Raw genomic sequence first — 12,138 nt, 5'->3', positions numbered from 1 at the left:
CAAAAAGCCCCGACTCTCGCGAGCCGGGGCTTTTTGCTACAACGCTACAACGGCTCAGCCGTTGAACACGTCATCCACGCTTTTGAGCGGGTAGTTCTTCGGATACTGCAGGGTCGCCACACCGCTTTCGATCGCAGCCTTGGCCACGGCATCGGAAACCACGGTGATCAGGCGTGCGTCCATCGGCTTCGGAATGATGTACTCACGACCGAATTCCAGCGCGTCGACGCCGTAGGCAGCGCAGACTTCCTTGGGCACCGGCAGCTTGGCCAGGTCCTTCAGGGCGTTGGCGGCAGCGATCTTCATCTCTTCGTTGATGCGCTTGGCGCGAACGTCCAGGGCACCACGGAAGATGAACGGGAAGCCCAGCACGTTGTTGACCTGGTTCGGGTAGTCGGAACGACCGGTGGCCATGATCACGTCGCTGCGGGTGGCGTGGGCCAGCTCCGGCGAAATTTCCGGGTCCGGGTTCGAGCAGGCGAACACGATCGGGTTCGGTGCCATCGACTTGAGGCCTTCAGGGCTCAGCAGGTTCGGACCGGACAGGCCGACGAACACGTCAGCGCCTTCCAGGGCATCGGCCAGGCTGCGCTTGTCGGTAGCGTGGGCGAACACCGCCTTGTACTGGTTCAGGTCGTCACGGCCAGCGTGGATCACGCCGGTACGGTCGACCATGAAGATGTTTTCGATCTTCGCGCCCATGCTCACCAGCAGCTTCATGCAGGAGATGGCCGCAGCACCGGCGCCCAGGCAGACGATCTTGGCATCGGCGAGGGTCTTGCCCGCGATTTCCAGGGCGTTGATCATGCCGGCCGCGGTCACGATCGCGGTGCCGTGCTGGTCATCGTGAAACACCGGGATGTCGCACTGCTCGATCAGCGCGCGCTCGATCTCGAAGCACTCGGGTGCCTTGATGTCTTCCAGGTTGATGCCGCCGAAGGTGATCGAGATGCGCTTGACGGTGTCGATGAAGGCCTGCGGGCTTTCGGCATCGACTTCGATGTCGAACACGTCGATACCGGCGAAACGCTTGAACAGAACACCCTTGCCTTCCATCACCGGCTTGGACGCCAGTGGGCCCAGGTTGCCCAGGCCGAGGATGGCGGTGCCGTCGGAAATGACTGCTACCAGGTTGCCCTTGCCGGTGTACTGGTAGGCCAGCTCCGGGTCACGGGCGATTTCACGTACTGGCTCGGCAACACCCGGGCTGTAGGCCAGCGCCAGGTCGCGAGCAGTCGCGGTCGGTTTGGTGAGCTCTACGCTCAGTTTCCCCGGACGAGGCTGAGCATGGTATTCGAGAGCGGCAGTTTTCAAATCTGACATGATGGGCATTCCGCTTTTACTGTTCTGACGGACCGCCGAGGATACGCAAAGAGCAATGGGCCGACAAGACTGCCCGGTCACTTGTGTCAAGGCCTTTAGCCTACGACTTTAAGCCAAGAGCCGCAGCCCGCAAGGCTTTCAGTGTGTACAATCCATTTTTAAAATGTTCACAATTTATTATCTTTATTGTCTTTCCAGCATCGTCGGGTCGGTGAGTGGCAGCATCCAGCGCGCCTGACCCGGCTTGAGCCCGGCCCTGCGGGAACGATCCAGCACCCAACCGCGGGCTTCGACGCGTCGGCCTTCGAGACCGTCGGTGAAATCAGGCGCAAAATTGCGCGACAACCTGGCCGGCACCTGAAGCACCAGCGAATGGCCCAACTCGATCCAGATGGCGCCACCCCTGTGCTCGACCGACTGAACCTGGCCAGCGACCAGCGCAAAGCCGGCCTGGCGCAGGTGCCCCGGCGCGATCACCGGCGGCTGGCCCCACAGCCCCGCGCGGGCGCTGCGGGCGGCCTGTTCAGCCTGTTGATGGCAGTCGCGCAGGGCGGTGTTGGGCGCTACCGCGATGCGATAACCCAGACCCTCGCCCAGCAGTTGTTCTTCCAGATTGTGACCAGAGCGGTCGAACACATGGGCCAGGGTGCGCTTGTATTTGTCGCGCGGCTCTGTACCCGGCAGCAGCTCGACCCGCCCGCCACTGGCCTTGACCAGGGCCTGCAAACGCTGGCGCGCGGCCACCGCATAGGGCTCGCTGGGCCGCCCCTTGCGCCCGATCTCGGGAGCATTGATGCCGATCAGGCGCACATTGCGCCCATCATTCAGACGCAAGGTATCGCCGTCGATCACCTGGCGTACCGCAACGCTCTGCACCCCGCCCTGGAGGTCGGCCGGCAGCGTACACAGCGCCTGCGCCGGCAACTGCCAGATCGCGGCCACAAAAAAGGCGCCCACCAGGGACGCCTTCTTCAACAGCATTGCCAAGCCCATGGGGCCAGCTTCGCGCCGTCTTACTTCTTGGCACCGAACATGCCGAAACGGTCGGCGAACTTCTGTACGCGGCCGCCGGTGTCCAGCACTTTCTGCTTACCGGTGTAGAACGGGTGGCACTCGTTGCAGACGTCGGTGGCCAGTGGGGCGCACAGGGTCGAACGGGTCTGGAACACATTGCCGCAGCTGCAGGTGACTGCGACTGCTTCATAATTCGGATGAATTTCTGGTTTCATGGTCACTTCCTCGACTGCGTGCCGCCACCCAACACCATTGTTGAATACCGCACGTAATTAGGCGGCGAATAATACCAGAGCATGCCATCAGCGCAAGTTGTCGCTTGTACCGACTGTCGTCTGCTAGGCTCGGCGGCTACCGAATTGCCCTTCAGAGACCCTGCGCGTGTCCGACGTCATCCTTCGCCTTGCCTTGCCCTCGCCCCTGCGGCGGTTGTTCGACTACAGGGCCCCGGCAAGCATGGCGCACACCGCATTCACCCCCGGCATGCGCCTGCGCGTGCCGTTCGGGCGCCGCGAGATGATCGGCATCCTGGTGGAGGTGTGCGAGCACAGCGAGGTGCCCGCCGACAAACTCAAGCCCGCCATCGCCCTGCTTGACCCGGTATCGCCGATACCGCCAGCCCTGTTCAAGCTGTGCGTGTGGACCGCGCAGTACTATCAGCACAGCCTGGGCGACACCCTGAGTTGGGCGCTGCCGGTGCTGCTGCGCCAGGGCGAGCCGGCCGAAGCGCACCAGGAACGCTTCTGGCAGGTGGCCCCGGGGGCTCGCCACGACGACCCGCGCATCGCCCGCGCACCGCGCCAGCGCGATGCCCTGGCCACCCTGGCGCAGCATCCGCACGGCGTGGCCCACGGCCTGCTGAGCAAGCTCAAACTGAGCAAGGACAGCCTCGACCTGCTGCTGGCCAAGGAGCTGGTGCAGGTGGAGGTACGCCGGCATGCCCCGCCGGCGCGCCACGAACACTGGCTGGCACAGCCCGAACTGCCGCTCAACGATGAGCAGAAGGCGGCGTTTCATGCGGTGCAGGCCGGGTTCGGCAGCTTCCATGCCTTTCTGTTGGCCGGGGTCACCGGCAGCGGCAAGACCGAGGTCTACCTGCAACTGATCCGCGAGACCCTGGAGGCCGGCAAGCAGGCGCTGATCCTGATTCCGGAGATCAACCTCGGGCCGCAGACCCTGGCGCGCTTCGAGCAGCGCTTCAATGCGCGCATTGCCCTGCTGCATTCGGCAGTCAACGACCGCGAACGCCTCAAAGCCTGGCTGGCAGCCCGTGATGGCGAGGCCGACATCATCATCGGTACCCGCTCGGCGCTGTTCACGCCCATGAAGAACCCGGGCCTGATCATCATCGACGAGGAGCACGACGGCTCCTACAAGCAGCAGGAAGGCCTGCGCTATCACGCCCGCGACCTGGCCCTGGTGCGCGCGCACCAGGAGCACATCCCGATCCTGCTGGGCTCGGCCACGCCATCGCTGGAAAGCCTGCACAACGCCTACTCCGGCCGTTACGGCCTGCTGCGCATGAACCACCGCGCCGGCGGCGCCAAGGCGCCGCGCTTCCTGCGCCTGGACGTCAAGAGCCGGCCCCTGGACAGCGGCATCAGCGGGCCGATGCAACAGGCCATCGGCCAGACCCTGGCCGCAGGCCAGCAGGTGCTGGTGTTCCTCAACCGTCGCGGCTTTGCCCCCACGCTGCTGTGCCACGACTGCGGCTGGCTGTCGGAATGCCCGCGCTGCGATGCGCGCATGACCGTGCATCAGCGCTCCGGCGAACTGCGCTGCCACCACTGCGGCTATGACGAACGCGTACCGCGCCAGTGCCCGCAGTGCAACCATGTGGACCTGCGCCCGGTAGGTGCAGGCACCGAGCGCGCCGAAGAGCGCCTGAGCATTCTGTTTCCGGATGTACCGGTGCTACGCGTGGACCGCGACAGCACCTCGCGCAAGGACGCGATGAACCAGCTGTTCGCCACAGTGCAGCGCGGCGAGCCGTGCATCCTGGTCGGCACCCAGATGCTGGCCAAGGGGCACCACTTTCCGCGGGTCACCCTGGTGGCGATCCTGGATGCCGATGGCGGGCTGTTCTCCGGGGATTTTCGCGCCAGCGAGCGCATGGCCCAACTGATCGTGCAGGTGGCAGGGCGTGCCGGGCGTGCAGAGGAGCCAGGCAAGGTGATCATCCAGACGCACCTGGCCGATCATCCTCTATTGGTACAGCTTACCGAGCAGGGCTATTTCGCGTTTGCCGAACAGGCCCTGAGCGAGCGCCGCGCCGCCGGCCTGCCGCCCTTCGCGCACCTGGCGCTGCTGCGCGCCGAGGCGCACAAGCCGGGGCAGGCCGAGAGCTTTCTCGACGAGGCCTGCAGCGCCGCCGAGCAGTTGCTGGCAGAGCACGACCTGCACGGCATCGAGCTGCTGGGCCCGGTGCCGGCGCCGATGGAGCGACGGGCGGGACGTTTTCGTGCGCAATTGTTGTTGCAGGCCAATGCAAGGGCATCCTTGCATCGTCTGATGAGCGCCTGGCTGTTAGTGTTGGAGCAGATGCCGAGCGGGCGACAGGTGCGCTGGTCGCTGGATGTGGACCCGGTCGACCTGTACTGACCGCTTCGCCGGCAACGCCGGCTCCTACAGGTTTGATGAGCCCTGGCCCTCTGCAGAGCCTGCATTGTTGGCCAAAGGGCCCTAAAGGTTGGCAACCTCGCCCCGGCAACGGATAATACCCAGTTTTTCCACCTGCGCATCCAGGCGCCGCCGCGCTTGCGGTCGAAAGAGAAGCCCATGAAAGACACCATTCGCCAGCTGATCCAGCAAGCCCTCACCCAACTCGTCAACGACGGTGTGCTGCCTGACGGGCTGACGCCGGCGATCCAGGTGGAAAACGCCCGGGACAAGACCCACGGCGATTTCGCCAGCAACATCGCGATGATGCTGGCCAAGCCCGCCGGCCTCAAGCCGCGCGACCTGGCCGAGAAACTCATCGCCGCCCTGCCCGCCGACCCGCAGGTCAGCAAGGTGGAGATCGCAGGCCCGGGCTTCCTCAACTTCTTCCAGAACACCCAGGCCCTGGCCTCGCGCCTGGATGCCGCACTGGCCGACGCCAGGCTCGGCGTGCACAAGGCCGGCGCCACGCAGAAGGTCGTGATCGACATGTCGGCGCCCAACCTGGCCAAGGAAATGCACGTCGGCCACCTGCGCTCGACCATCATCGGCGACGCCGTGGCCCGTGTGCTGGAGTTTCTCGGTGACGATGTGGTACGCCAGAACCACGTGGGCGACTGGGGCACCCAGTTCGGCATGCTGATGGCGTACCTGGAAGAGAACCCGATCACCAGCGAAGAGCTGTCGGACCTGGAGAACTTCTACCGCGCCGCCAAGAAGCGGTTCGACGAGTCCAGCGAGTTCGCCGACCGCGCCCGTGGCCTGGTGGTCAAGCTGCAGGCCGGCGACCCCGAGTGCCTGAAGCTGTGGACCCGCTTCAAGGACATCTCGCTGTCGCACTGCCAGAAGACCTACGAGCTGCTCAACGTCAAGCTGACCATGGCCGACGTGATGGGCGAGAGCGCCTACAACGACGACCTGGCCAATGTGGTCGAGGACCTCAAGGCCAAGGGCATGCTGGTGGAAAGCAACGGCGCCCAGTGCGTGTTCCTCGACGAGTTCAAGAACGCCGAGGGCGAGCCGCTGCCGGTGATCATCGTCAAGGCCGACGGCGGCTACCTGTACGCCACCACCGACCTGGCCGCCGTGCGCTACCGCAGCGGCGTGCTCAAGGCCGACCGCGCCCTGTACTTCGTCGACCAGCGCCAGGCCCTGCACTTCCAGCAGGTGTTCGCGGTGGCCCGCAAGGCCGGCTTCGTGACCCACCCGATGGACATGGAGCACATGGGCTTCGGCACCATGAACGGCGCCGACGGCCGCCCGTTCAAGACCCGCGACGGCGGCACCGTGAAGCTGATCGACCTGCTCAACGAAGCCAAGGAGCGTGCCTACGCCCTGGTCAAGGAGAAAAACCCGCAGCTGCCTGAAGAAGAACTGCGCGCCATCGCCAAGGTGGTGGGCATCGGCGCGGTCAAGTACGCCGACCTGTCCAAGCACCGTACCAGCGACTACAGCTTCAACTTCGAGCTGATGCTCAACTTCGAAGGCAACACCGCCCCGTACCTGCTGTACGCCTACACCCGCGTGGCCGGCGTGTTCCGCAAGCTGGGCAAGGGCTTCGACCAGGTCGAAGGCGAGATCCGCTTGCAGGCACCGCAGGAACAGGACCTGGCCGCGCGCCTGGCGCAGTTCGGCGAAATCCTGAACAACGTCGCCGAAAAAGGTACCCCGCACGTACTGTGCAGCTACCTCTACGACGTGGCCGGCCTGTTCTCCAGCTTCTACGAGAACTGCCCGATCCTCGCCGCAGAAACACCCGAACAGCAGCAGAGCCGCCTGCGCCTGGCCGCCCTGACCGGTCGCACCCTCAAGCAGGGCCTGGAACTGCTTGGCCTGGAAACCCTGGAGCGCATGTAAGTTGGCTGCCAAGAAAAAACCTGCTCCCAAGCGCGGCGCCAGCCGCTATCAGGCCCCGGCCAAGCAACCGATACCGGGCTGGATGTGGCTGGCCATCGGCCTCACGGTCGGTGCGTTCATCGTGTTCCTGATGAAACTCGAGCCCAGCCGCGACGAGGTCAAGCGCACCAAGCCTGAAGCCCAGCAGAAGGCCGAGAAGATCGCCGAGGCGAACAAGACCGCGCCGAGCCCGCAGCAGCCGGTCAAGCCCAAGTACGACTTCTACACACTGCTGCCCGAGTCGGAAGTGATCGTGCCGCCCGAAGCCGTGCCGGAGAAAACCCCGCCGGTTCCGGCGCAGCCACCGGTGACCCCGGCCGAGGCGGCCAAGATCGACACCGCCCGCGCCCAGGCCGCGCTGCTGGGGCAGACCCCGCCACCGGCACCGCCGGTGATCAAGCCGGCCGCCACCACGCAGTTCTACCTGCAGGCGGGCTCGTTCCGCAAAGAGGCCGATGCCGACAAGGTGCGTGCGCAGATCATCCTGCTCGGCCAGGCGGTGAAGGTGGAGTCCGGTACGGTGAAGGAAGAGACCTGGTACCGCGTGCTGGTCGGCCCGTTCAGCAATCGCGAACAGCTGACCGTGGCGCAGAAGCAACTGGCCGGCAGCGGCTTCAACAACCTGCTGCTGCAACAGCGCCAGATACGCCAGTAACCCCGATGTTCGGCGGCCCGCAGCAGCGGGCCGCCTGCTTTCAGGCCCGCGCCTGCACGTTCTTGAGCGATACCTGGGTGTTCAGCGTCCAGAAGTCGTACAGCACCCCCAGCAGAAACAGCCCGCCGGTGAAGGCATAGATCACGCCGCTGATCCACTTGCCCTGGTACATGCGGTGCACGCCGAATATCCCCAGGAAGGTCAGCAGGATCCAGGCCAGGCTGTAGTCCAGCGGGCCGGCGTGAAAGCGAAGGTCGGCCTCGCTGTCCATCTTCGGGATCAGGAACAGGTCGATCAGCCAGCCGATACCGAGCAGGCCCAGAGTGCAGAACCAGATGGTGCCGGTCACCGGCCTGCCGTAGTAGAAACGGTGCGACCCGGTAAAACCGAAGATCCACAGCAGGTAGCCGAGGACCTTGCTGTGGGTGTCCTGGGGCTGCGCCTGTTGCTGATAACTGTTCATTCATAGCCTCCACGGTTTAGAGAGAAATTTTCTAAGAAAAAATGTGACTTTTACGTGCTCAGCCGACGTATGGCGCCTCTGCAATCGACCAACGGACCAGAATTCGATCAAAAAGCTGTTATAAAGTTGCGCGCTTAACCAACAAGAGCCCTGCCCATGCGACCTTTTTTCAAGACATGGCTGACTGTTTGCCTTTTATTGCCACTGGCCGCCCACGCCACCAACCGTGAGCAACGTCTTCCCAACGGCTTCAACGTGCACACCACCAGCACCGCAGCCGTACGCTCGACCAAGGGCGCCCACGCCAAGGTCACCTCGTCCGCCGCCTCTTCCAAGGTCGCCAAGACCACCCGCCAGGTCGCCTCGATGCCGGCCAAGCAGAGCAGCGATGTGCTCAGCCGCGCGGTGAACGTGCTGGGCACTCCGTACCGCTGGGGCGGCAGCAGCCCGAGCAAGGGCTTCGACTGCAGCGGGCTGGTCAAGTACGCCTTCAACGACATCGACGAGGTCGACCTGCCGCGTACCTCCAACGCCATGGCCAGCGGCCACGGCGTGAAAGTCGACCGCAAGGATCTCAAGCCCGGCGACCTGCTGTTCTTCAACATCAAGAGTCGCCGCGTCAACCACGTGGCCATCTACCTGGGCAACGACCGCTTCATCCACGCGCCACGGCGCGGCAAGCGGGTCAGCATCGATACCCTGAACAAGCCCTACTGGCAGAGCCACTACGTGGTCGCCAAGCGCGTACTGCCCAAGGAGCAGCCGCAAACCCAGCTGCGCCTGGCCAAACGCTAGACCTGATCGGGCGAACGCGCGTTCGCCCTGGCCGTTTCCAGGCTGACGACTCCCCGCCTCACCAGGCCCTGCAGGCTGCTGTCCAGGGTCTGCATGCCTAACGCCGCGCCGGTCTGCATGGCCGAATACAGCTGCGCCACCTTCCCCTCGCGAATCAGGTTGCGCACCGCCGACGTGGCCAGCAGGACCTCGTGCGCGGCCACTCGCCCGCCTTGCACCCTGGGCACCAGCACCTGGGCCACCACCGCCTGCAAGGCGTCGGCGAGCATCGTGCGCACCAGGGCCTTCTCCTGCGCGGCAAACACGTCCACCAGCCGGTCGATGGCCTTGGCCGCCGAGGCGGTGTGCAGGGTCGCCAGCACCAGGTGGCCGGTTTCGGCGGCGGTCAGGGCCAGGCGGATCGTCTCCAGGTCGCGCAGCTCGCCAAGCATGATCACGTCCGGGTCCTGGCGCAGCGCAGCCCGCAGCGCCTGGGCGAACCCCTGGCTGTGACGCCCCATCTCACGCTGGCTGAGCTGGCTGCGCAGCGGGCTGTGGATAAATTCGAGCGGGTCTTCCAGGGTCAGAATGTGCACGGCGCGCTCGCGGTTGAGGTGATCGACCAGCGCCGCCAGGGTGGACGACTTGCCTGAGCCGGTGGGGCCGGTCACCAGCACCAGCCCGGCCGGCGACTCGGCAATGCGACGAAACACCTCCGGCAGCTGCAGGCTCGCCAGCGTCGGCACCTGGTCGGGTATCAGGCGCAGTACCGCCGCCGGCCCGCGCACCTGCACGAAGGCGTTGACCCGAAAGCGCCCCAGCCCGGGCACGGCCACGGCAAAGTCCAGGTCCTGCAGCCTGGCGAAGTCCTCCTGCTGCTGTGGGCTCATGAGCTGCGCCAGCAGGGCATGCAGGTTGTCGCTGCTCAACGCCGCCGGCCCCAGCGGCTGCATCTGCCCGTCACGGCGGATCATCGGCGCACTGCCGGCCGCCAGGTGCAGATCGGAGGCGCCTTCCCTGAGCGCCAGGGCCATCAGCCCGGTCATGTCCATAACACTCCCCAAACATCGCCAAGCAGGTAGAATGCCGCAGACCCGAACAGCCGCTGGCGTTGATCCATGTCCACCATAGCAGACAACCTTTCCACGCTTGCCGACCGCATCCGCAGCGCTGCACAGGCCGCCGGGCGTGACCCCGGGCAGGTCCGCCTGCTGGCCGTGAGCAAGACCAAGCCGGCTGCCGCGATACGCGAAGTGTATGCGGCCGGCGTGCGCGACGTGGGCGAAAACTACTTGCAGGAAGCCCTGGCCAAGCAGCTCGAATTGACCGACCTGCCCTTGACCTGGCACTTCATCGGCCCCATTCAATCGAACAAGACGCGAGCAATCGCCGAGCACTTCGACTGGGTACATTCGGTGGACCGACTGAAAATCGCACAACGCCTCAGCGAACAACGCCCTGCCGGGCTGCCCGCACTGAATGTGTGCGTGCAGGTCAACGTCAGCGGCGAGGCCAGCAAATCGGGCTGCAACCCCGACGAGCTGCCGGCGCTGGCCCAGGCCATCGCGGCGCTGCCGCACCTGAAGCTGCGCGGCCTGATGGCGATTCCCGAACCCACCGACGACCCGGCCGCCCAGGCGGCCGCATTCGCCCGTGTACGCCAATTGCAGGACAGCCTGAACCTGGGCCTGGACACCCTGTCGATGGGCATGAGCCACGACCTGGAAGCAGCGATTGCCCAGGGCGCGACCTGGGTGCGCATCGGCACCGCCCTGTTCGGTGCCCGCGACTACGACCAGGCCTGACCCATGCATCGTTCACCTTCTTCAACCAAGGACCTGACATGAGCAAGACTCGAATTGCCTTCATCGGCGCCGGCAACATGGCCGCCAGCCTGATCGGCGGCTTGCGCGCCCAGGGTGTGGACGCCGCGCAGATCCGCGCCAGCGACCCGGGTGCCGAGACGCGCGCCAGGGTGCACGCCGAACACGGCATCCAGCTGTTCGAAGACAACGCCCAGGCCGTCGATGGCGCCGACGTGGTGCTGATCGCGGTCAAGCCGCAAGCCATGAAGGCGGTGTGCCAGGCGCTCAAGTCAAGCCTCAAGCCCAACCAGCTGGTGGTGTCGATTGCCGCCGGCATCACCTGCGCCAGCCTGCGCAACTGGCTGGGCGAGCAACCGCTGGTACGCTGCATGCCCAACACCCCGGCGCTGCTGCGCCAGGGCGTCAGCGGTCTGTACGCCACCGAGCAGGTATCGGCCGAACAACGCGCCGAAGCCGAGCAACTGCTCTCGGCAGTGGGCGTGGCCCTGTGGGTCGACAGCGAACAGCAACTGGATGCAGTGACCGCGGTCTCCGGTAGCGGCCCGGCGTATTTCTTCCTGCTGATCGAGGCGATGACCGCAGCCGGCGAAAAACTCGGCCTGCCCCGCGACGTCGCCTCTCGGCTGACCCTGCAAACCGCCCTGGGCGCGGCGCACATGGCCGTGGCCAGCGATGTCGAGGCCAGCGAACTGCGCCGGCGCGTCACCTCCCCCAATGGCACCACCGAGGCGGCGATCAAGTCGTTCCAGGCCAACGGGTTCGAGGCGCTGGTAGAAAAAGCACTGGGCGCCGCGGCGCACCGCTCGGCCGAAATGGCCGAACAACTGGGCAACTAAGGAGCTCTGCATGAATGCACTTTCGGGCGCCGCGATCTTCGTGGTGCAAACACTGGTCAGCCTGTACCTGGTCATCGTGCTGCTGCGCTTCGTGCTGCAGCTGGTAAAGGCCAACTTCTACAACCCGCTCAGCCAGTTCGCGGTGCGCGCCACCCAGCCGCTGCTCAAGCCGATCCGGCGCGTCATCCCCAGCGTGTTCGGGCTGGACACCTCATCGCTGATCCTGTCGATCGTGATCCAGGCGCTGTTGATGGCGTTCGTGCTGATGGTCACCTACGGCACCTTCGGCGACATCCCGCACCTGCTGATGTGGGCCGTCATCGGCGTCACCTCGCTGTTCCTGAAGATCTTCTGGGTCGCGATGATCGTGATGGTGATCGTGTCGTGGATCGCCCCCGGCAGCCACAACCCCGCCGCCGAGCTGGCCTACCAGATCAGCGAGCCGGTGCTGGCACCGTTTCGCAAGCTGGTGCCCAACCTCGGAGGCCTGGATATTTCGCCGATCTTCGCCTTCCTGGCGATCCAGGTGATCCAGTCGTTCGTGATGCCGCCGCTGGCCGCCTACGCCGGAATGCCGCAGGAACTGTTCCGCATGATCTGACCCGCACCACCCCCGGCCGCAAGCCGCGCCATGTTGCTTGCCGCTGGGGGTGGCGGTCTTTAGACTTACGCCTCATTCAAGCGTGAGCAGGG

Annotated in this window: 12 protein-coding genes; 7 read left to right on the top strand and 5 right to left on the bottom strand. The window is 65.3% G+C overall.

The features are described 5' to 3' along the window. Positions 1-54 precede the first annotated feature (54 nt). The 3 genes from ACPRTJ_RS11895 to rpmE form a co-directional block, all read right to left on the bottom strand. Positions 55-1,323: a malic enzyme-like NAD(P)-binding protein gene (locus ACPRTJ_RS11895; RefSeq protein ID WP_426428913.1), complete on the bottom strand. Its 1,269-nt coding sequence runs from the start codon at positions 1,321-1,323 to the stop codon at positions 55-57. 183 nt (positions 1,324-1,506) lie between these two features. Beyond that, positions 1,507-2,304 (bottom strand): thermonuclease family protein, encoded by a 798-nt coding sequence (locus tag ACPRTJ_RS11890; protein WP_426428912.1) that lies wholly within the window; start codon positions 2,302-2,304, stop codon positions 1,507-1,509. A gap of 32 nt (positions 2,305-2,336) precedes the next feature. Continuing rightward, the gene (rpmE, locus tag ACPRTJ_RS11885) at positions 2,337-2,552 is read right to left on the bottom strand and encodes a 50S ribosomal protein L31 (RefSeq protein WP_043860144.1); all 216 of its coding nucleotides are present in this window, start codon (positions 2,550-2,552) and stop codon (positions 2,337-2,339) included. A gap of 166 nt (positions 2,553-2,718) precedes the next feature. Here rpmE and ACPRTJ_RS11880 point away from each other — a divergent pair, with 166 nt between their 5' ends. The 3 genes from ACPRTJ_RS11880 to ACPRTJ_RS11870 all read left to right on the top strand — a co-directional run bounded on the left by ACPRTJ_RS11880 (position 2,719) and on the right by ACPRTJ_RS11870 (position 7,546). Beyond that, positions 2,719-4,938: a primosomal protein N' gene (locus tag ACPRTJ_RS11880; RefSeq protein WP_078481693.1), complete on the top strand. Its 2,220-nt coding sequence runs from the start codon at positions 2,719-2,721 to the stop codon at positions 4,936-4,938. A 177-nt stretch (positions 4,939-5,115) separates the two neighbouring features. Continuing rightward, the gene (gene argS, locus ACPRTJ_RS11875; protein WP_043860142.1) at positions 5,116-6,852 is read left to right on the top strand and encodes an arginine--tRNA ligase; all 1,737 of its coding nucleotides are present in this window, start codon (positions 5,116-5,118) and stop codon (positions 6,850-6,852) included. 1 nt (position 6,853) lies between these two features. Next, positions 6,854-7,546: an SPOR domain-containing protein gene (locus ACPRTJ_RS11870; RefSeq protein WP_043860141.1), complete on the top strand. Its 693-nt coding sequence runs from the start codon at positions 6,854-6,856 to the stop codon at positions 7,544-7,546. 40 nt (positions 7,547-7,586) lie between these two features. Here ACPRTJ_RS11870 and ACPRTJ_RS11865 read toward each other — a convergent pair whose 3' ends face one another. Continuing rightward, on the bottom strand, positions 7,587-8,009 hold the full coding sequence (locus ACPRTJ_RS11865) for an NINE protein (protein WP_043860140.1): 423 nt from the start codon (positions 8,007-8,009) through the stop codon (positions 7,587-7,589). A 156-nt stretch (positions 8,010-8,165) separates the two neighbouring features. Here ACPRTJ_RS11865 and ACPRTJ_RS11860 point away from each other — a divergent pair, with 156 nt between their 5' ends. Then, positions 8,166-8,804, top strand: coding sequence for a C40 family peptidase (locus ACPRTJ_RS11860; RefSeq protein ID WP_043860139.1), 639 nt, complete (start codon positions 8,166-8,168; stop codon positions 8,802-8,804). Here ACPRTJ_RS11860 and ACPRTJ_RS11855 read toward each other — a convergent pair. Further along, a complete protein-coding gene (locus ACPRTJ_RS11855) occupies positions 8,801-9,835 on the bottom strand; it encodes a type IV pilus twitching motility protein PilT (RefSeq protein ID WP_426428908.1) in 1,035 nt (344 codons plus the stop codon). The two genes, ACPRTJ_RS11860 and ACPRTJ_RS11855, sit on opposite strands and share 4 nt — an antisense overlap. 66 nt (positions 9,836-9,901) lie before the next feature. Here ACPRTJ_RS11855 and ACPRTJ_RS11850 point away from each other — a divergent pair, with 66 nt between their 5' ends. The 3 genes from ACPRTJ_RS11850 to ACPRTJ_RS11840 are packed head-to-tail and all read left to right on the top strand — an operon-like array spanning position 9,902 to position 12,046. Next, positions 9,902-10,588: a YggS family pyridoxal phosphate-dependent enzyme gene (locus tag ACPRTJ_RS11850; RefSeq protein WP_426428906.1), complete on the top strand. Its 687-nt coding sequence runs from the start codon at positions 9,902-9,904 to the stop codon at positions 10,586-10,588. Between the two features lie 38 nt (positions 10,589-10,626). Further along, entirely contained in the window at positions 10,627-11,445 is an 819-nt protein-coding gene (proC, locus tag ACPRTJ_RS11845) for a pyrroline-5-carboxylate reductase (protein ID WP_426428904.1), read from the top strand. Positions 11,446-11,455: 10 nt separating this feature from the next. After that, the gene (locus ACPRTJ_RS11840; protein WP_054915542.1) at positions 11,456-12,046 is read left to right on the top strand and encodes a YggT family protein; all 591 of its coding nucleotides are present in this window, start codon (positions 11,456-11,458) and stop codon (positions 12,044-12,046) included. Positions 12,047-12,138: the final 92 nt, after the last annotated feature.

It is taken from the genome of Pseudomonas palmensis (assembly GCF_049942755.1).
GTDB lineage: Bacteria > Pseudomonadota > Gammaproteobacteria > Pseudomonadales > Pseudomonadaceae > Aquipseudomonas > Aquipseudomonas palmensis.
The sequence above is the reverse complement of the archived record's forward strand: the minus strand, read 5'-3'. Positions and strand labels throughout refer to the sequence as shown.